We start from the raw sequence: 21,448 nt of genomic DNA, 5'->3' as shown, positions 1-21,448 counted from the left end.
GCAAAAATTATTCTTATATTCTAAAAGGAATCCCATATGTTAAAAATTTTTATACCAATTATATTATTGTTAGCAAGCTCACTTTATGCAAGTGGAGAAGTAAATGTCTATTCACATAGACATTATGATACAGATAAAAAAATATTTAAATTATTTGAAGAAGAAACAGGTATCAAAGTAAATGTAGTAAAAGCAATGGCAGATGAATTAATAAAAAGAATGGAAACAGAAGGAGATAAATCTCCTGCAGATGTTCTTATTACTGTTGATGCAGCTGGTTTATACAAAGCCAAAACAAAAGGTCTATTACAAGCCATAAAATCAGATTATCTAGAAAAAAATATTCCAAAAAATCTAAGAGACAAAGATAATGAATGGTTTGGTGTAACAATAAGATCAAGAGTTACAGTTTATAAAAAAGGTGAGGGAATAGGAAATGAGTTATCAACATACGAAGATTTAGCTGATCCAAAATACAAGGGTCAAATCATGATTAGATCTTCAAATAATGCATATAACCAATCTTTATTAGCAGCAGTTGTAGCTCACCATGGAAAAGATTATGCTTTAAAATGGGCAAAAGGAATAGTTGCAAATATGGCAAGAAGTCCAAAAGGTGATGATATGTACCAAGTAAAAGCGATAGCTTATGGTATTGGTAAAATTGGAATTGTTAATACATATTATGTTGGTAAAATGTACGGAAGTAAAAATTTATCAGATGTTGATGCTGTTAATAAAGTTAAAGTATTTTTTCCAAAATTTGAAAATGGTGGAACACATATAAATATAAGTGGAGCAGGGGTTGCAAAATATTCTCCAAATAAAGCAAATGCCATAAAATTTATAGAGTTTTTAGCAAGCCCAGAAGCACAAAAACTTTTTGCTGAAGATAATTATGAATATCCAATACTAAAAAGCGTGCATGAATCAAAAGTTGCAAAATCTTGGGGAACATTTACACCTGACAATATCTCTCTTGATGAATTAGGTAAACACAATGCTGAAGCAGTAAGAATATTTGACTCAGCTGGTTGGAAATAAAGAAAGGTTTTAAAATAATTGAAATATTTTAACAAACTAACAATAAGTAGTGTTCTTCTAACTCTACTTATTTCTATGCCTGCACTATTTATATTATCAAATATATTTGTAAGTACTCCAAACTGGAAACATTTAGTAGATACTGTATTATGGGGATATATATTTAATTCTTTGTACATTATGGTTGGGGTTGCAGTTTTGACTTCAATTATGGGATTTTCAACTGCTTATATAACTTCACTTTTTACCTTTTCTGGTTCTAATTTTTTTCATTATGCATTGATACTTCCTTTTGCAATTCCTACTTATATTGTTTCATATGCTTATGGAGGCATGTTTGATATAACAGGAAGTGTTACAACTTTTATTTTAGACCTACTTGGTAAAAATTTAGGGGAAGTTTATTTTTTTGATATTATGTCAATAGAAGGTGCTATTTTAGTAATGTCATTTGTTTTATATCCTTATGTATACTTAATCTCTAAAACTTATTTAAACTCTGAATCTTCATCAATAGTTGATGCTTCAAAAACAATGGGACTTACTAATTTTCAAATATTTTACAAAGTTATTATTCCAATATCTAGACCAGCGATTGTTGCAGGGGTTATTTTAGCTGTTATGGAAGCTGTTTCTGATTTTGGTGTTATGGATTATTATGGAGTTTCTACTTTTGTAACAGGAATATTTAGAACTTGGTTTGGAATGGGAAGTGTTGAAGATGCTTCTAAACTAGCTTCTATGCTTATGCTATTTATATTTTTATTAATATTTTTGGAAAAGTATCAAAGAAAAAATACACGATATAGAAGTGCTGGAAAAGATTTTAAACCAATTAAAAAAGAAAAATTAACTGGATATAAAAATGTATTAGCTTTTATTTTATGTTTTATTCCATTTTTTTTAGGATTTTTACTTCCTTTTTCTCAAATGAGTTATTGGTTTTATTTATCATATAAATCAACAATAAATGAAGACTTTTTGACTGTCTTTTATCAAACCTTATCATTAGGAATTGGAACATCTGTTTTAATTACTTTCTTGGCCTTTGTTTTTACGTATAATGTTCGAGTGCACAAAAGTAAATTAGCAGATTATATAACCCAAATATCAAAGCTTGGGTACTCTATTCCAGGTTCAGTTATAGCTGTTGGAATTTTATCATTCTTTTTAATTGTAAATAAAGCTTTTGATATTTTACTTGTAGGAAGTATTGTGGCTGTTATTTTTGGATATGTAGTTAGATTTTTAGCCATTTCAATTAATAATTATGAGTCTGGATTTTCAAAGATTCCTCAAACTTATGATGATGCTTGTAAAACAATGGATATAAGCTCATTTGCAACTTTTTTTAAAGTAATATTTCCATTGATAAAAAACTCAATAGTTGTAAGCTTAATAATCATATTTATTGAAGTAATAAAAGAGTTGCCTTTAACTATGATATTAAGACCATTTAATTTTGACACACTTGCAGTATTTTCCCATGAGTTAGTTGGTCAAGCGCAGATATTTGAATCAAGTGTTCCAGCAATGTTTATTGTAATACTTGGAATTATATCTGTTTTAATTCTCGCAAAAAAAATGAAAAATTAGTAAGGAATTTGATGATTGGTATTAGCGTAAAAAACTTTTCTATAGCTTTTGGAGATAATGAAATATTAAATGATATCTCTTTTGATGTCCAGGCTGGAGAAATAGTTACAATATTAGGACCTAGTGGTTGTGGTAAAAGTACTATCTTAAGAAGTATAGCTTCACTAGAAGATGGTTATACTGGCTCTATATTTTTAAATGAAACCTGTTTGATAAATGGAGCAAATAAGTGTAACAAAGATATTGGTTATATATTTCAAGATTATGCTTTATTTCCCCATTTAAATGTAAAAGAAAACATAGAATTTGCCCTATTTAAACTAAAAGCAAATGAGAGACAAAAAAGAGTTGATAAATTATTAAAACAATTCGATTTAATAGAACATAAAAATAAACAAATCCATGAATTAAGTGGTGGTCAACAACAAAGAGTTTCAATAGCAAGAGTAATAGCCTATGAACCAAAGATTTTACTTCTTGATGAGCCTTTTTCAAATCTTGATTCTATTTTAAGAGCAAAAACAAAATTGTGGCTAAAAAATCTAATAAAAGAGTTAGGATTATCAGCTATATTAGTAACACACGATCAAAAAGAAGCCTTATCTATGTCTGATAAGATAGGAATTATTCATAATAAAAGAATTGTACAATTTGATACTCCAAAAAACATATATAAAAATCCAAATAGTTTTTATATTGCAAACTTTTTAGGGGAAGTTAATACCTTACCAAAATTTATTGCAGAAGATTTAAATTTAGACTTGGAAAAAACAAGTATCATTAGAATACATGAAACAAAAATAACAAATAAAGCAAATAACTATAAACTAAATACTGTAAATAGACTTTATTGTGGCGAATATGAAGAGGTGATTCTTAGCTTTGAAAAAGAGTTAGAATCTCAAATTAAATTAAGAGTATATATAGATAGTGATATCTCTTTAGAAGAAGAGATATATTTAGATATAAATAAAGACAAAATCATAAGTGTAAAAAACTAAAGTAGCTTTACTACTTTAGTTTATATTTGGAACTTAGCTATAAGTTCATCAGAACAATCTAAAATCCCACGATTTTTCAAATCATTAATTACACTTTTTGTACAATCAACATCATCCGGCCATCTTCTTTGAAAGTTATCATATGAGTTTTTATTTGTAGCATCTACACCTAAAGTATCATTTGCTATAAAAATATCTCTATTTGAATCTATATTATTACAAACTCTCCAAATAAGCATGTAAGGATTACTTACATCATTTTTAGCCTGATCTACTATTATTAGTATTCTTAAGTGCTCATACAGAGGTTTAAGCTCTTCAAATAGATACTTTTGGCTTCTATTTTTATTTACAGTTATTATAGTAACTGGATTTTTTGTATATTTGTAATATTGTTTTAGATTAATGATATCACTTGAAATTTCTTTCATCTTAGTCAATAATTCCCCATCAGCTAAAACTTTAACTCCACTATCACTTATCTCTTCTCCTGTACAATCAAGACCTAGTTTACCACCAACAGCAAATTTTGGACTTGAATGATCAAGTGCGTCAACTACACCTCTTGAGATAAACAGGTCATTTATATCTATTCTATTTAGAATATGTTTTGTTATCTCTTCATGGTTCGTAAGTTCTGGTGCATCATGGTTTACAAAAATTGCATGTTTTACAAAACTCATTTGCCCTACTCCCCAAAATGCATGCATCATTTGACTTGCATGTCCAGGATATAGTGTTTTGATTTTTGCAATTATTAGATTATGAAAAACTCCATTTTCAGGCATATAATAATCAATCAAATCAGGTGCAGTAGTTTTAAGTAGTGGCAAGAATATTCTCTCTGTTGCATGTCCCATATATTTGTCTTCTAAAGGTGGTTTACCAACAACTGTCGCTAAATATGTAGGTTTTGCCTTTGATGTGATTGCACTAACTTCCATAAATGGATATTCTTCTTCTAAAGTATAGTAACCAGTATGGTCACCAAAAGGTCCTTCAATTCTCATCTTAGATGGATCAACAAAGCCTTCTATTATGAAGTCATTATCTCTTGGTACATATATATCATTTGTTATACTTTTCACAAGCTGTGCATTTTTATTTTTAACAAAACCATAAAGCATAAGTTCAAAAATTCCAATAGGTAAAGGTGCTTGTCCACACCAAATATACATAGGATCTCCACCCACTCCAATTGATACTGGCATTTTTTTACCTGCGGCTTTATATTCATGAAAGAAGTGATTACTATCTTTATGTATTTGCCAATGCATTCCTAAAGTATGATCATCATAAACTTGAAGTCTATACATTCCTAAGTTTTTAAGCTCTCCATTTAAACTAGTTGTATAAACTTGCCCCATAGTAATAAAAGGCCCACCATCTTGCTCCCAAGTTGTTAAAATAGGTAAATCAGATAATTTAGCATCCTCACCTAATTTTATTACTTGTTGACATTCACCTTTTCCTTTATTTTTTTTAGGAATAGTATTTTTAAGTGCGAAAAGTTTTCCAAAAGTTGAGAGTTTTTCACTAAAAGTTGTTGGTGGTTTCATTTTTAGTAAGCTTTCTATCTCACTTCCTATTTTATCACCATCACCAATGAAGAGTTTTACAGCTTTTTCATTACAAAATACATTCATCAATACTGGAATATCAAATTTCTTTCCAGTTCTTTTATCAATAGGATTTGTAAATAAAATCGCTTTTGAATCCTCTTTTTTAACCTCTACATATGCGATGTGTGGTATCTCTAAGTATATATCCAACTCATCGTCAATAACTTTTAATAAATCGTTTTTTTTAAGTAGCTCTATTGCTTTTTCCATATTTCCCTCTAATGTAAACAAATAATTAGTATAAATCTTATATCATTTTATCAATAAAAAATAGTTTATAATAGAGGTTTTACATATGTTTGATAATATAATTGATAGAAAAAATAGTTCGTGTAGTAAATATGATAATTTAGAACAATATTTTGGGAAAACTGATTTGGATCCATTTTGGGTTGCTGATATGGATTTTGAAATACCACCTTTTTTACAAGAGGCTATACAAAAAAGAGCGCAGCACAATGTCTTTGGATATGGAAAACAAAATAAAGAGATATTTGAAGCAATAAAAAACTGGATGAGTTCTCAACACCAATGGGATATTGACACTGCATCTATATCTTTATGTAATGGAGTAGTTCCAGCATATGCTGCTTGTATTGAAGCATTTAGCAATGTTGATGATGAAATTATAGTTCAAACTCCTGTATATTTTCCCTTATTTCAATGCATTAAAGCAAATAATAGAAGAATCTTAGAAAATCCATTAAAAGAAAATAATGGCTACTATACAATGGATTTAGAGCACTTAAAATCAATTATTACACCAAAAACAAAAATGATAGCTTTGTGTTCTCCTCATAATCCAGTTGGAAGAGTTTGGGATAAAAAAGAGTTAGAAGAGTTAGCAAATATTTGTATTGAAAATAACATTACTATTGTAAGTGATGAAATACATGCAGATTTAGCATTCAAAAAATTTACTCCAATTGCCTCAATTAGTGAAAAAATTGCTAATATTACTGTAACCTTAAACTCTCCTGGAAAGACATTTAATATTGCAGGGTTAAATGCTTCATATTGTATCACTTTAAATGATGAATTAAAAAATAAATTAGATGATATTATAAAACAAAGAGTAATCGGAACTATAAATGTCTTTGGTTTGATTGCTATGCAATGTGCATATGAACATGGAACAAAATGGTTAGAAAATCTACTAAATCACCTTGAATCAAACATAGATATTACTATTGAAACACTTGAAAATAATACTAAAATAAAAGTACAAAAGCCCGAAGCTACTTACCTTTTATGGCTTAACTTTGAAGAATATAATTTACCACATCAAGAAATAAAAGAGATATTACTCAATGATTGTAAAGTTGCTTTAAATGATGGATTAACTTTTGGGAAAAATGGAAAATCACACTTCAGATTTAATACAGCAACATCAAAAACTCAGCTTAAAAAAGGATTAAATAAAATTATTAATTTTGGAAGATAAAATTAAATAAAAAATAAAGTATTACCTTTTTTCTCACTTTTTTCTCTTTGCTTTTTTTTGTAACAAATGCTAGCTATTTGAAATAAACTTAGTGTACAATCAATATACATATTATTATGAAATGGATTAAGCATGTCAAATGAACTATTATTGTCAGCAGCAATTTTTGTTGTTATAGGTATTGTTGTAGTATCAATATTTATACTTTCAAAATTTGTTGGACCTCAAAACAAAGAGGACAAATCAAAAAATACCGTTTATGAATCTGGTGTAAGTAACCCAGTTGGTGGGACTAAACTTAGGTTTAGTATCAAATTTTATTTAGTAGCAATTTTATTTGTACTATTTGATGTCGAAATAATTTTTATGTTTCCATGGGCTGTAAATATTAGAGAACTAGGATTTTTAGGTCTTGGCGAAATGTTTATGTTTATGGGATTATTATTTGCAGGTTTAATTTACATCTATAAGAAAAAGGCATTATCATGGGAGTAGGAGCAGAATCAATATTAGGTGATTCAGTAATCACAACAAGACTTGACAAAGCAGTAAACTGGGCAAGATCATATTCATTATGGCCAATGGTATTTGGTACAGCATGTTGTGGGATTGAGTTTATGTCAGTGGCAGCTGCTAAATACGATGTATCAAGATTTGGAGCAGAAGTTGTAAGATTTTCTCCAAGACAAGCAGACTTACTAATTATCGCAGGAACTATTACATATAAACAAGCACCTGTATTAAAAAAGATTTATGATCAAATGTGTGAGCCTAAATGGGTTATATCAATGGGAGCATGTGCAAGTTCTGGTGGATTTTATGATAACTACACAACCTTGCAAGGAGTTGATCAAATTATTCCAGTTGATGAATATGTTTCAGGTTGTCCTCCAAGACCAGAAGCAGTACTTGATGCAATTATAAGTATACAGAAAAAAGCTCAAAATGAATCTATTATTGTAGATAGAGTAAAAAAGTTCAAAGGAATCCTTGATGCTTAAACCAGATATGTTAATTTCACAAAATGAAATTAAATCAACTATCAAAAGATTAAAAGATGAAGAAGGATATAACTTACTTCTTGACATTACTGCAATTGATTATTTAAAATATCCAGATGTAACTCCTTCAAGATTTGGACTTATCTACATATTAAGAGATAAAACTTTCAAAAAACAAATTGTAATTAAAGCTTATGTTGCTGATAACAACTTAAATGTTGATACTATTAGTGATTTATATGAAGCTGCAAACTGGGCTGAGAGAGAAACTTTTGATCAATATGGTATTAACTTCATTGGTCATCCAAATATGAAAAGAGTTTTAAACCACCATCAATTTGTTGGATATCCATTAAGAAAAGATTACAATATTACTGATGGACAAATTTGTACTGAAACTGAAGATTTGATGGATGAAATGGTTCCATTACTAAAATCAAAAGGTTATAGTCAAGATGATTTAGAAGAGTTGATGTTATTAAATGTAGGTCCATCACACCCCGCTTCTCATGGTACAATTAGAAACTTTGTTGCAATGGAAGGGGAAACAATAACTGCCTGTGTTACAGAGATTGGTTATTTACATAGAGGTTTTGAAAAAGCCTGTGAAACACATAACTACTCTCAAGTTATTCCATATACTGATAGACTTAATTACTGTAGTGCTATTTTAAATAATATTGGATATGCAAAAGCAGTTGAGGATATGTTAAAAATAGACATTACTCCAAGAGCTAAAATGATTAGAATCGTTATTGGGGAACTAAGTAGAATAACTGACCACCTTGTTTGTAATGCAGCAAATATGGTTGATATGGGTGGTTTAACAAACTATTGGTATCTTTTTGCTCCAAGAGACAAAGCTTATGATATTTTATCAAAACTAACTGGTGCTAGATTAACTAACTCTTATACTAGAATTGGTGGTTTAGAGTTTGACTTGTATGATGGGTTTGAAAAAGATTTAAATGAAGTTTTAAGAGATGTTGAAAAAGCTATTGAAGATGCTTTATCATTAGTTGAAAGAAATAGAATATTCCAAGATAGAACACAAGATGTTGGTATTATAAATGCAGAATTTGCTTTAAATGCTGGAATTACAGGTCCTAACTTAAGAGCAACTGGTGTTGCTTTTGACTTAAGAAAAGACAAACCTTACTATGGTTATGAAAACTTTGACTTTGATGTTGTAGTTGGTTCTCATGGTGATGTTTATGATAGATTTATGTGTAGATTTGAAGAGATGAAACAATCTATTAGAATCATTGAACAAGCAATGAAAGAGATGCCAGATGGTCCTATTAATGTAGGAGCTCCAGGAATATTCTTACCAGCCAAAAAAGATGTTTATGGAAATATCGAAGGTTTAATGAATCAATTCAAACTTACATTTGAAGGTATTAAAGTTCCAAAAGGTGAATACTATGGATTTACTGAAGGTGGAAATGGTGAGTTAGGCTTCCACATTACAAGTGATGGAACAGGAACACCATATAAAGTAAAATGTAGACCACCTAGTTTCTATTCACTTGCAGCTTATGCAAAAATTGTAGAAAATTCAATGTTAGCTGATGCAGTTATTACAATGGCATCAATGAACTTTATTGCAGGGGAGTTTGATAGATAATGGCAAAATTTCAATACACAAAAGAAAATGAAGAAAAATTCCAAATAACAGCTAAAAAATACCCAAAAATAGATGCTATGTTATTACCAGCTTTATGGTTAGTACAAGAGCAAGAGGGATGGGTAAGCCCAGAAGCCATGATTTTTGTAGCTGATAAAATTGGAAAACAACCAATTGAAGTTTATGAATTCGCAACATTTTATACAATGTTCAACTTAAAACCTATTGGAACATATCATATTGAGTTATGTAAAACTCTATCATGTATGTTAATGGGTGCAAATAATCTTAAAAAATTTATAAAAGATACAATTGGAATCGAACCAGGTCAAACTTCTGCAGATGGAAAATTTCACTTAAGTGAAGTTGAATGTTTAGGAGCTTGTGGTGGTGCACCAATGTTTGCTTTAAATGGTCAATACCATGAAAATCAAACAGTTGAATCTCTTAAAAATCTTATAGAGGAGTGTAAATAATGGCTGCAAATGATATGATTGTAAAAATTGTAAGTAAAAATTTTGACATTCCTGATTCTCATAAATTAGATGTTGCACTAAAAAATGGAAGATATACTTCTATTGAAAAACTATTTACTATGGCTCCTGAAGATGTTACAGAAGAAGTTTGTAAAAGTGGGCTAAGAGGAAAAGGTGGTGGTGGTGCAGCTTGTGGGCCTAAGTGGAAACTTATGCCACCAGTTGATGAAAGACCTAGATACTTAATCGTAAATGGAGATGAATCAGAACCAGGAACTTTCAAAGATAGACAAATATTTCAATATGATCCACACCTTTTAATAGAAGGTATTATTTGCTCTTGTTATGCAATAGGTGCACATGACGCTTATATTTACATTAGAGGTGAATATAAATGGTTTATCGATAGATTAGATGCAGCTATTGAAGAAGCTTATGCAGCTGGAATTATTGGGGATAAAATTATGGGTAAACATGATTTTAGAGTTGATATTACAGTTCATAGAGGTGGTGGAGCATATATTTGTGGTGAAAAGTCTGCACTTATTGAATCTCTTGAGGGTAAAAGAGGACATCCAAGACTTAAGCCACATGGTAAAGAGTGTGAATGGTTCTATGATATGCCAGCAACTGTAAATAATGTTGAAACAATTGCATCAGTTCCAAATATTGTTGAAAATGGTTTTGAATCATATACAAAATATGGGACCCAAAAAGCTCCAGGAACTATGCTATTTGCGATGAGTGGTCCAGTTAAAAATCCAGGTGTTTATGAATTACAATATGGTTGTAAAATGACTGATGTAATTAATGAAATTGGTGGAGGAATGCAAGATGGACTTAAATTAAAAGCCGTAATCCCAGGTGGAGCTTCTTGTCCTATTTTAACTGCTGATGATGTTGAAAAAGCATATTTAGATTATGAATCTATGTGGGAAATTGGTTCAACTTTAGGAACAGGTGGAATGATGATAATTCCAGAAGGTGTTTCTATGGTTGATGTTGCTAAAAATCTAATTGAGTTTTATCACCATGAGTCTTGCGGTCAGTGTACTCCTTGTAGAGAAGGAACTGGTTGGATTGATAAAATTTTAAAAGAATTAATAGAAGGTGTTGCAAAAGAAGATGATATAGAAACACTTTTAGAAGTATGTGACACAATGAATGGAAAAACCATTTGTGTTTTTGCACCAGCTGTAAAAGATATTATTAAAAGTATTGTTGAAAAATATAAACATGAATTTCTTGAATTAATTGAAAATAAACTATAAGGAAAATAGATGGCAAAAGATACATTTACATTAACAGACAATAGAAGTGGTAAAGCTTATGAGTACAATATTATAGATGGTACAAGAGGCCCAAGTGTTGTTGATATTAGAACATTTTACAAAGATACTGGAATGTTTACTTATGATCCTGGTTATACATCAACTGCATCTTGTGATTCAAAAATCACATTCATAGATGGTGAAAATTCTGAATTAAGATATAGAGGATATGATATTGCTGATTTAGCTGGTAAACACTCATTTTTAGATGTTTCTTATTTACTTATGAGGGGTCAACTTCCAACAGAAGAAGCTTCAAGAAACTTTGATTTAGAAATTAGACATAGATCATTTTTAAATGAAGGTATTATTAGATTATTTGATGCCTTACCTGATGGTGCTCACCCAATGGCAACTATGGGAGCGGCAACTATGGCATTAGCAGCATTTTATAAAGATCACTTACATTTAGAAGATGAAGAACAATTTAAAATGATGAGAAGAAGAATCTTAGCTAAAATGCCTACAATTGCTGCAATGGCTTATAGAAATTCTATTGGTACACCACTTATTTATCCAGATGTGGATAAATATTTCACTGAAAACTTCTTATATATGTTAAGAGCATATCCAGGTGGAAAGATGAAATACCTAGGAAATGGTAAAAGCCAAGAGATAAGACAAGTAGAAGTAGATGCTCTTGATGCTATTTTTACTTTACATGCTGACCATGAGCAAAATGCCTCTACAACAACTGTAAGAAATGTTGGTTCTACTGAAGCTCACCCTTATGTTGCAATTGCTTCTGGTATTTCTGCTTTATGGGGTTCTGCACATGGTGGAGCAAATGAAAAAGTTATGGATCAATTAAAAATGATAGGTGATGTTAAAAATGTACCTTCTTATATTGCTAAAGCAAAAGATAAAAATGATCCATTTAGATTGATGGGATTTGGGCATAGAGTTTATAAAAATAGAGACCCAAGAGCTGAAGCATTAAAAGGATTACAAGATAAATTAAGAGAAGAGTTAAATCTTGATTCTAAATTACTTGATATCGCAGCAGCAGTAGAAGAAGCAGCATTAAGTGATGATTATTTTATCCAAAGAGGATTATATCCAAATATTGATTTCTATTCAGGAGTTATTTTAACTGCTCTTAGAATTCCAATTGCAATGTTTACACCAATCTTTGTTATTGGTAGAACACCAGGATGGTTAGCACAATGGTCAGAATTAAAACATGATAAAACTGCAAAAATTGCAAGACCTAGACAGTTATATACTGGAAAATAATTAATACAACAAAATTTTAAAGAGGATTTATTAAATGAGCGAAATGGTAAAACTGATAATCAATGATCAGGAGATGGAGGCAGAAAAAGGAAGTCTCTTAATTGATAAATTATTAGATGAAGATATACATATTCCTCATTTTTGTTATCACAAAGCATTGGGGAAAGATGGAAACTGTAGAATGTGTATGGTTGAAATCGCTGGACAAAAAAGACCCCAAATTGCCTGTGATACTCCTGTAAAAGAAGGTATGGTAGTTAGTACAACAAGTGATAATATTATGGCTGTGAGAAGAGATATCTTAGAGTTAGAACTAATCAATCACCCTATTGACTGTCCTACCTGTGATCAAGCAGGAGAGTGTAAACTACAAGATTTTTACATGGAATCAGGTTTTTATGAATCTAGAATAAATGTTGAAGAAAAAAATCATGCAAGAAAAAGAGAAGACTTAGGTTCTAATGTAATGCTAGACCAAGAAAGATGTGTTCTTTGTACTAGATGTGTTAGATTTTGTTCAGACATAACAGGAACAAATGAGTTAGGTGTTATCAATAGAGCTGACCATTCAGTTATTGGTACATTCCCAGGAAGACCACTTAGTAATCCTTATGCTATGAATGTAGTAGATTTATGTCCTGTAGGTGCTTTAACTTCAAAAGACTTTAGATTCAAACAAAGAGTTTGGTTTATGGAGACATTTAATTCTATTTGTAATGGTTGTTCAAAAGGATGTAATATCTTTGTTGACCATAGAAAAGAAAAGTATGAAGATGACAAAATATTCAGATTTAGACCTAGACTTAATAATGATGTTAATGGTTATTTCATGTGTGATTACGGTAGATTATCATATAAAAATGAAGAAGAAAATAGATTAGAAAAAGCAATAGTAAATGGTAAAGAAGATACTACAAGTAATGCAATAGCTGCTTTATATACAGAAGTTGCAAAAAATAACAATGCCTTATTTCTTGTAAGTCCAAACTTATGTTTAGAAGAATTACAAAATGTAAAAGCATTTGCAGATGCTGTAAAAGCGAATATTTCTGGATATTCACCACAATACATAGATGAAACTTTTGGTGATGATTATTTGAAAAAGAATGACAAAAGTGCAAATAGAGCCTCTTTTAAAGAAGTAGGTATATCTGAAGATGAGTCTTCATTTAAAACTTATTTTGATGCAGCATCACTTATAGTAGTTTTTGATAATAACTATTTTGATGATAATATTGAGTTACTAACAGGTAAAAAAGTTATTTCTTGTTTTTCTCACAATGCTAAAACTATTGAGAAGTCAGATGTTGCTATTCCAACTGCATCATTTTATGAAAAAAGTGGAACTTACATAAATATTGATGGAATAAAACAAAAAACTGTTTCAGGTATGAAAAGAAATAATCAAGCAAAAACAATATCATCAATAGTTGAAACTATTAAAACTATGATAGAAAAAGGAAATATATGAATACAGCATCAATAATTGTTATTATAGTAAATATTCTTTTAGCTGTAGTACTAGCAGTTGGTTTAACACCTGTGTTTGTATGGTGGGAGAGAAGAATAGCTGGATTTATCCAAGATAGATCAGGACCAAATAGATGTCATATTGGACCAATGAGACTAGGTGGATTAATACAAAGTTTAGCAGATATGCTAAAACTTGTATTTAAAGAAGACTTTACACCAGGACATATTAAATATAAATTTATGTTTACTATTGCTCCTTCAATAGTATTTGTTTGTTATTTCCTAACATTTGCAGTTATTCCTTTTGCAGATAATGTTGTAATTGATGGTCAAAGCCATTCAATGCAAGCCCTACCAATGCAATTAGGTATTATGTGGTTCTTAGCATATGCTGGATTATCTGTATACGGAATCATTTTAGGTGGTTATGCATCAGGAAGTAAATATGGTCTTTTAGGTGCAATTAGAGCATCAGCTCAAGTTATCTCTTATGAAGCATCAATGGCATTAGCTTTAATCTCTATGCTACTAACTTACGGTTCTATTCACTTAAATGACATTGTACATTTTCAAGGTGGAACTTTTTGGGAAATAATTCCTTCATGGGGTGCATTTATGCAACCACTTGCTGCTATTATTTTTATTGTTTGTGCTTTTGCAGAGACAAATAGAACTCCTTTTGATATTGCAGAAGGTGAATCAGAAATTGTTGCAGGTTATCATACAGAATATAGTGCAATGAGATTTGGACTTTTCCAAGTATCAGAATTCGCTGCTATGGCTGGAGCATCAGCTATTATTGTGACACTATTCTTTGGTGGATATCAAATACCTTGGTTAGATACACAAACATTAAAAGCCAATATTGACATTGTAATTATTGTACTTATGGCTTTATTACCTATTAAAATTTATATCTTTACTAAATGGATTAAGAAAAATAATAACTGGTATGATAAAAAAGATATTAGAGCAAAAGAAACAGGTATTTTAGTAAAAGCGTTTTGGACTATAGGTATAGTTTCATTTATAGCCTTAGGTGCTTTATTAGCTACAGGTTTAGGTGAAAATGGTTCAAGTATTGCAGTTGCTGTTATTCAAGTAGTAACTTTCTTAGTAAAATTCCTAATGATGGTATTTGTATTTATGTGGGTTAGATGGACTTTATTAAGATTTAGATATGACCAATTACAAATGTTAGGATGGAAAGTTTTACTACCATTATCACTATTAAATATTATTATAACTGCTTCAGTTATAGTTTTGACAGGAATGTAAGATGGGTATTAAAATAATAAAAAGACAGGGTCAAACTTTTAAAGATAAGCTTTTCATACCAGCTATTATGGGTGGTATGAAAACAACTTTTGGTCACTTTACAAAGAATTTAAAAGATGTTTCAAATTTAAAAACAATTCAGTATCCAGAAGAACAACCAACAGATGTAGCAACAAATGAAAGATACAGAGGGGTTCATAGACTTACAAAATGGGAAGATGAATCTGAAAAATGTGTTGCATGTTATATGTGTGCAACTGCATGTCCAGCTGAATGTATTTTTATTGATGCTGAGGAAAGATTTGATGGCAAAGCTGAAAAAAGACCAAAAGAGTTTAAAATAGATCTTTTAGAGTGTGTATATTGTGGATATTGTGTTGAAGCTTGTCCATGTGATGCAATTAGAATGGATACAGGTATTTTAAGTTTTACAGGAAGTTCAAGAGAGGAATTTGTTGTAGATAAAAAATACTTAATGAATAACGAAAGAGCAAAGGATTTATCAAATGACTGATATTTTATTTATTGGTTTAAGTTTTATGGCAATAGCTGGTGGAATCACTATGCTAACACATAAACAACCTATGTATGCAGCACTTGGATTATTAATATCTATTTTATCTGTATCTGGACTTTTTGCATTGTTAAGTGCAACTTTCCTTTTCATGGTACAAATAATAGTTTATGCAGGTGCAATTATGACTCTTCTTTTATTTATCTTAATGTTTTTAAATATTGATGAGCATGATTTACCAAAAGAGCCTAAAAAAGTTAGAAATATTATTATAGGTGCGATTGTTATGTTGCCATTGAATGTTGTAATATTAACAGCTGTATCTGCACTACCAAAAAAGGACATGAGTATTATTGAGACAAATTTTGGTGGAATAAAAGAGATTGGAATGCTTTTATACCAAAATTGGTTAATCTCATTTGAGTTGATTTCAATACTACTTTTAGTTGCATTAGTTGGTGCTATTGTATTAGCTAAAAGAAAAAAAACTAGAGGAATACAATCATGATATCACTAACATCATATGCATTTGTTTCAATGATGCTTTTTTCAATTGGCGCAATTGGAGTTATTGCAAGAAGAAATATTTTTGTAATATATATGTCAATAGAACTTATGTTAAATGGAATAAATCTATTTTTAGTTACTTTTGCTAGATACCATTTCAATATGGATCCACAAGTAATTACAGTAATGGTTATAGCAATTGCTGCTGCTGAAGCTGCCATTTTCTTATCAGTAATAATTCTTTTATTTAGAACAAAAAGATCATTAGATACTGATTTATTTACAGCACTTAAACAAGGAGAAAAATAATGCATACAGATTTATTAGTATGGATAATATTAGCTCCATTACTTGGTGCTATATTAAATGGTGGATTCTACTTTTATAATATAAAGAAAAGAGCCCTACCACAAAGATTATTTTCATTAATAGGTACAATCGCTCCAATCATTGGTTTTATTTTTACTTTAATAATCTTTATAAATATGGTTAACAATAATGCTACTTATCATCAAACTATCTTTACATGGTTAGAAGTAGATAAGTTAACTATTGAAATGAAATTTTTAGGTGATAATCTATCGATCTTTATGGCTATGTTCGTAACTTTTGTTGGTTCTTTAATTCACATTTATGCAGTTGGTTATATGCACAAAGATGAAGGTTTTGGTAAGTTTTTTGCATATTTTAACCTTTTCTTAGCATCAATGCTAATTCTAGTACTTGCTGACAATCCAATTATTTTATTCATTGGATGGGAAGGTGTTGGAGTTTGTTCATACCTATTAATTAAATTTTACTATGGTAACAAAGAGAATGTTCTTGCAGCAAATAAAGCATTTATTGTAAATAGAGTTGGTGACTTCGGATTTATATTAGGTGTTATTACACTATTTTTTGCAATTGGACAAGGAAATTTATCATTTACTTCAATAGAAGCAAACTTAGGTAATGCCTCAACTGAACTACTTATTCTTTCTGGTTTCTTATTATTTGTGGGAGCTATGGGTAAATCAGCACAGATTCCATTATATACATGGCTTCCAGATGCAATGGCAGGTCCTACTCCAATTTCAGCACTTATACATGCTGCTACAATGGTAACAGCTGGTGTTTATATGGTTGCAAGATTCCATTTCCTTTATGAAGGTATTGAAGGTGTTGGTACATTTATTGCTTATATTGGGGCTTTTTCAGCTCTATTTGCTGCTATCATTGCAACTAAACAACAAGATATTAAAAAGATACTTGCATACTCAACTATGTCACAACTTGGATATATGTTTATAGGTGTTGGATTAGGTTTTTATTCAACAGGATTATTTCATGTATTTACACATGCTTTCTTCAAAGCAATGTTATTCATGGCAGCAGGTGGTATGATTATGGCTCAACACCATGAGCAAAATATCTTCAAAATGGCACAACATAGAGTTAGTACTCCTATTGTTGGCTTTTGTATGTTAGTTGGTGTTATTGCAATTTCAGGAATTCCTCCATTTTCTGGTTTCTTTTCAAAAGATGCAATTTTAGGTGCAGCATTTCATGAAGGTCAATATGGGATTTGGGCAATTGGAATGTTTACAGCATTTTTAACAGCATTTTATATGTTTAGATTATATTTTATTCTTTTTGTTGCTCCAAATAAAAACAATACCAATCAATATGTTTATACGTCTAAGACAATAACCTTACCATTGTTAGTTTTAGCAGTTGGTGCTATATCTGCTGGGTTCTTAAACTTACCAGAAGTTTTAGGTGGTCATCACATGGTTGATACATGGCTTGCACAACTTGATTCAAAAGAGTTACATATGAGTCACAGCACAGAATATATTTTAATGGTAGTATCTGTTTTATTTGCAGTTGCTGGAATATATACAGCATATAAAAAATATGCAAACTTTGATATATATAATCCTGAAAGTGAACAAGGACTTGTTGCTAATAAATTCTATGTTGATGAAATATATAACGCAGTATTTGTTCAAAGTGCAAAAAAATTATCAACTTTTATTGATAAAGTAGTAGATGAAAAAATCATTGATAACTTCATCATGGGAAGTTGTAACCAGTTTATCAACCTTGGTAAAGTAGTTGGTAGGCTTCAAAATGCAAATGTAAGATTTTATGGTCTATTCATGCTTGTTGGCATGAGTGCAATCTTCATTTATTTATTTATTTCGTTAGGATTGTAGTATGAGTGCAGAAAGTTTATCATTTATTATATTTTTACCAGCAATTGTTGCCTTTGGTTTGATGATTACAACAGCAAATGTGGAAGCAGTTAGAAATATAGCATTTTTAACTACTACTGTTGTATTAGCATTAGTTTTAAAAATCTATATCAACTTTGACCCAAATGCTGGAATGCAATTTGTCACAAATGCACCTTGGATTCAAACTTACGGTATAAATTATTATGTCGGAGTTGATGGTTTTTCTTTAACTATTTTAATGCTTATTGCTATTTTAATTCCTACTTCATATTTACTATTATGGGAAGGTAGAACAAAAGGTTATTGGATTAATATGCTACTTGTACAAACAGGTGTTACAGGTGCATTATTATCTTTAGATGTTATTTTATTCTACTTCTTCTGGGAAGTTATGTTATTGCCAGTATTCTTAATGATTGGTATTGATGGTTTTGGGGATAAAGTATTTACAACTATTAAAGTTACTATTTATACAATGGCTGGTTCATTGTTGATGTTTATTGGTATTATTTACCTTGGTGTTACATTTTTTAACGAGTTTGGTTTTTGGTCTTTCCAATACAATGATTTTACAAAAATTACAACCTTGTCTTATCATGAGCAAGTATACTTATTTTTAACATTTGTTATTGCTTTTGGTATTAAAATTCCAATTTTCCCATTACATACTTGGATTATGGATACATATAAAAATGCTCCTACTGGTGCTGTTTTCTTATTATCTTCAATCATGGCAAAACTTGGAGTTTATGCAATCGTTAGATTTATGATTCCAATATTTCCAGAAATTTATATTGAATACTCTACTTGGTTTGTATTTATTGGATTATTTGGTTTAGTTTATTTTGGAATCGCAGCACTAATGCAAAATGACATTAAAAGAATGTTTGCATATTCATCGGCATCTCACTTAAGTTTTATAGCAGCAGGTATATTTTCATTAAATGCTTACGGTATTAATGGAGCATTATATTTAATCATTGCTCATGCAATTGCAACAGGTGCTTTATTTTTACTTGTTGGTATTTTACATGATGAATCTAAATTTAAAACTATTAGTGACTTAGGTGGAATTGCAAAAGTTGCTCCAATATTTACTTTCATATTTGCAATCATGTTATTTGCAAATATTGGATTACCTGGAACAAATGGATTTGTTTCAGAATTATTAATCATTTTTGGAATTTATGAATTTAATCATACATTAGGTTATATCTCAGCTCTTACAGTTATCATTGGTGCTTCATATATGTTATGGATGTTCCAAAGAGCTATTTTACAAGATAGAGTTGGAGAACCAAGAAAAATGAGAGACCTTAAAATAAAAGAGATTATCGGTTTAGCACCATGGATAATCTTAGTATTTCTAATGGGTGTTTACCCAGAACCATTCATTGATAAGTTTGAGCCAACTGTAACTCACTTTTTAAATGACATATTAAAAATTGGAGTGATGAGATAATGACTGAATTCTTATATCTAGTACCCCTTCTAACCGTACTTGTAGGTGCTCTTGTATTGATGTTTATGAGTATGTATGACAAGTTTACACTTAAGCATTTTATTACGACTACATCAATATTTTTGATAATTGCCTTAGGTTTTTCTGTTGCAGAATTTGGTGATCTTTTTTCTGTTAAACCATATAATCAATTATTTAATAATGCTTTAGTTTTTGATACATATGCAAACTTTTTTGGTGTATTATTGATTTTTGGTACATTACTTATTGTACTAATTGGTGAACATTACTTTTATGAACATTCATATTTTAAAGGTGAGTTTTTTTCAGTATTGATGTTTGCTCTATTTGGAATGATGTTAATTGCTAATTCAAACGAGCTAATTACTGCTTATATTTCACTAGAAATTGCATCATTTGCAATATACATATTAGTTGGTTTCCAAAGTGAAGATGCTAAAAGAGTTGAAGCTATGTTTAAATACTTAGTTTTGGGTTCATTTATTGGTGCATTTTTCCTATTAGGAACAGTATTAATTTATGGTGTAAGTGGAAGTACAAACTTAAATGATATTTCAACTTATATTACAACACATAGTGGAAGCGATTTAAATCTTATTTATATTGGTATAACACTATTATTATTTACTTTCCTTTTCAAAATTGCAGCTTTCCCATTCCAATCTTGGGTTTTAGATGTATATAGAGGTGCTCCAATGCTAGTAACTGCATATATGGCATCTACATTTAAAGTAGCAATATTCTCACTATTTTTAAGAGCATATTTACAAACATTCTCAACTATTCAAAATTTTTGGGATCCTATTTTATATGTACTTATTATATTTACACTTGCTTATGGTACATGGATTGCAATTACTCAAAAAATTATTAAAAGAATGCTTGCTGCATCTTCAATAGTTCATACAGGATATATCTTATTAGGATTTATATCTTTAGGACAAAATATTGACAATGCTTATGCAATTATGTTCTATTTAATATCTTATTTATTAACTGCAATTGGTGCATTTGGACTTATTTCTCATATTATTTCTGAGACAAAAGTTAGAGTAACATATGAAGATTTTAAAGGGTTAGCACATGAAAGACCTTTCTTAGCAGCTGCTATGACTATTTTCTTATTTTCTTTAGCAGGTATTCCTTCTACAATTGGATTTATTGGAAAATTTTATATCTTTACAGAAGCCATTAATTCAGGATATGCAAGTTTAACAATAGTTGCAATTATTGCAACTATCATTTCTGTTTACTACTACTTTAGATTAATTGCTATGATGTATTTTTATCCAGCAACTGATGCTTGTACAAGTGAAGGATTCAATGATAAAAGGATATCTACATATATTGTAGCGTTTTTGGCTGCTTTAGTTGTATGGGGTGGTATAGGTTCTGCTATAGTATTTTTCATTCCTGCACCAAATATTGATGCAATAATAGAGGTTTCAAAATTAGCAATTGAATCTTTGTTTCTAAAGTAAACACTGTCAATAAATTACTATATTAGTATTAAAAATTATTTTTTTAGTACTAATTTTTTAAAGGTCGATTTTATCGACCTTTTTTTTAAGGCAAAAATTATTAAAGATAATTTAA

At 29.9% G+C, this 21,448-nt stretch carries 19 protein-coding genes; 18 read left to right on the top strand and 1 reads right to left on the bottom strand.

The annotated features are described in order from the left end of the window. Positions 1-36 precede the first annotated feature (36 nt). From CRU95_RS03155 to CRU95_RS03145, 3 genes are read left to right on the top strand one after another with little or no spacing between them, the layout of a single operon-like run. On the top strand, positions 37-1,044 hold the full coding sequence (locus tag CRU95_RS03155) for a Fe(3+) ABC transporter substrate-binding protein (RefSeq protein WP_129099685.1): 1,008 nt from the start codon (positions 37-39) through the stop codon (positions 1,042-1,044). Between the two features lie 18 nt (positions 1,045-1,062). Next, complete coding sequence (locus CRU95_RS03150) at positions 1,063-2,640, top strand: iron ABC transporter permease (protein WP_129099684.1); 1,578 nt, start codon at positions 1,063-1,065, stop codon at positions 2,638-2,640. Positions 2,641-2,651: 11 nt separating this feature from the next. Then, positions 2,652-3,641 (top strand): ABC transporter ATP-binding protein, encoded by a 990-nt coding sequence (locus CRU95_RS03145; RefSeq protein WP_129099683.1) that lies wholly within the window; start codon positions 2,652-2,654, stop codon positions 3,639-3,641. A 20-nt stretch (positions 3,642-3,661) separates the two neighbouring features. Here CRU95_RS03145 and CRU95_RS03140 read toward each other — a convergent pair whose 3' ends face one another. Continuing rightward, positions 3,662-5,473, bottom strand: a complete 1,812-nt coding sequence (locus tag CRU95_RS03140; protein ID WP_129099682.1) for a menaquinone biosynthesis decarboxylase — start codon at positions 5,471-5,473, stop codon at positions 3,662-3,664. Positions 5,474-5,558: 85 nt separating this feature from the next. Here CRU95_RS03140 and CRU95_RS03135 point away from each other — a divergent pair, with 85 nt between their 5' ends. The 15 genes from CRU95_RS03135 to CRU95_RS03065 all read left to right on the top strand — a co-directional run bounded on the left by CRU95_RS03135 (position 5,559) and on the right by CRU95_RS03065 (position 21,333). Further along, the gene (locus CRU95_RS03135) at positions 5,559-6,707 is read left to right on the top strand and encodes a MalY/PatB family protein (RefSeq protein ID WP_129099681.1); all 1,149 of its coding nucleotides are present in this window, start codon (positions 5,559-5,561) and stop codon (positions 6,705-6,707) included. Between the two features lie 132 nt (positions 6,708-6,839). Then, the gene (locus tag CRU95_RS03130) at positions 6,840-7,202 is read left to right on the top strand and encodes an NADH-quinone oxidoreductase subunit A (RefSeq protein ID WP_013136445.1); all 363 of its coding nucleotides are present in this window, start codon (positions 6,840-6,842) and stop codon (positions 7,200-7,202) included. Further along, a complete protein-coding gene (locus tag CRU95_RS03125) occupies positions 7,193-7,708 on the top strand; it encodes an NADH-quinone oxidoreductase subunit B (protein ID WP_129099680.1) in 516 nt (171 codons plus the stop codon). The genes CRU95_RS03130 and CRU95_RS03125 overlap by 10 nt, the downstream gene beginning before the upstream one ends. Next, complete coding sequence (locus CRU95_RS03120; RefSeq protein ID WP_129099679.1) at positions 7,701-9,335, top strand: NADH-quinone oxidoreductase subunit D; 1,635 nt, start codon at positions 7,701-7,703, stop codon at positions 9,333-9,335. Before CRU95_RS03125 ends, CRU95_RS03120 begins: the two co-directional genes overlap by 8 nt. Further along, positions 9,335-9,811 (top strand): NAD(P)H-dependent oxidoreductase subunit E, encoded by a 477-nt coding sequence (nuoE, locus tag CRU95_RS03115; RefSeq protein ID WP_013136448.1) that lies wholly within the window; start codon positions 9,335-9,337, stop codon positions 9,809-9,811. The genes CRU95_RS03120 and nuoE overlap by 1 nt, the downstream gene beginning before the upstream one ends. A gap of 14 nt (positions 9,812-9,825) precedes the next feature. After that, complete coding sequence (nuoF, locus tag CRU95_RS03110) at positions 9,826-11,082, top strand: NADH-quinone oxidoreductase subunit NuoF (RefSeq protein WP_129099704.1); 1,257 nt, start codon at positions 9,826-9,828, stop codon at positions 11,080-11,082. Positions 11,083-11,091: 9 nt separating this feature from the next. Beyond that, positions 11,092-12,378: a citrate synthase gene (locus tag CRU95_RS03105; protein WP_129099678.1), complete on the top strand. Its 1,287-nt coding sequence runs from the start codon at positions 11,092-11,094 to the stop codon at positions 12,376-12,378. 34 nt (positions 12,379-12,412) lie between these two features. Continuing rightward, complete coding sequence (locus tag CRU95_RS03100) at positions 12,413-13,849, top strand: 2Fe-2S iron-sulfur cluster-binding protein (protein WP_129099677.1); 1,437 nt, start codon at positions 12,413-12,415, stop codon at positions 13,847-13,849. Then, positions 13,846-15,129 (top strand): complex I subunit 1 family protein, encoded by a 1,284-nt coding sequence (locus CRU95_RS03095; RefSeq protein ID WP_129099676.1) that lies wholly within the window; start codon positions 13,846-13,848, stop codon positions 15,127-15,129. The genes CRU95_RS03100 and CRU95_RS03095 overlap by 4 nt, the downstream gene beginning before the upstream one ends. Before the next feature lies 1 nt (position 15,130). Further along, entirely contained in the window at positions 15,131-15,643 is a 513-nt protein-coding gene (locus CRU95_RS03090) for an NADH-quinone oxidoreductase subunit I (protein ID WP_129099675.1), read from the top strand. After that, the gene (locus CRU95_RS03085; protein ID WP_129099674.1) at positions 15,636-16,151 is read left to right on the top strand and encodes an NADH-quinone oxidoreductase subunit J; all 516 of its coding nucleotides are present in this window, start codon (positions 15,636-15,638) and stop codon (positions 16,149-16,151) included. Before CRU95_RS03090 ends, CRU95_RS03085 begins: the two co-directional genes overlap by 8 nt. Next, positions 16,148-16,459 carry an NADH-quinone oxidoreductase subunit NuoK gene (gene nuoK, locus CRU95_RS03080; RefSeq protein WP_013136455.1) on the top strand — a complete coding sequence of 104 codons (312 nt, stop codon included), beginning with the start codon at positions 16,148-16,150 and terminating at the stop codon, positions 16,457-16,459. Before CRU95_RS03085 ends, nuoK begins: the two co-directional genes overlap by 4 nt. After that, positions 16,459-18,348, top strand: coding sequence for an NADH-quinone oxidoreductase subunit L (gene nuoL / locus CRU95_RS03075; protein ID WP_129099673.1), 1,890 nt, complete (start codon positions 16,459-16,461; stop codon positions 18,346-18,348). The genes nuoK and nuoL overlap by 1 nt, the downstream gene beginning before the upstream one ends. A 1-nt stretch (position 18,349) precedes the next feature. Further along, positions 18,350-19,831 (top strand): NuoM family protein, encoded by a 1,482-nt coding sequence (locus CRU95_RS03070; protein ID WP_129099672.1) that lies wholly within the window; start codon positions 18,350-18,352, stop codon positions 19,829-19,831. Next, on the top strand, positions 19,831-21,333 hold the full coding sequence (locus tag CRU95_RS03065; RefSeq protein WP_129099671.1) for an NADH-quinone oxidoreductase subunit N: 1,503 nt from the start codon (positions 19,831-19,833) through the stop codon (positions 21,331-21,333). Before CRU95_RS03070 ends, CRU95_RS03065 begins: the two co-directional genes overlap by 1 nt. Positions 21,334-21,448: the final 115 nt, after the last annotated feature.

Source organism: Arcobacter sp. F2176, assembly GCF_004116465.1.
Lineage (GTDB): Bacteria > Campylobacterota > Campylobacteria > Campylobacterales > Arcobacteraceae > Arcobacter > Arcobacter siniprincipis.
Note: the sequence above shows the minus strand (reverse complement) of the source record. Positions and strands in the feature narration are given on the sequence as shown.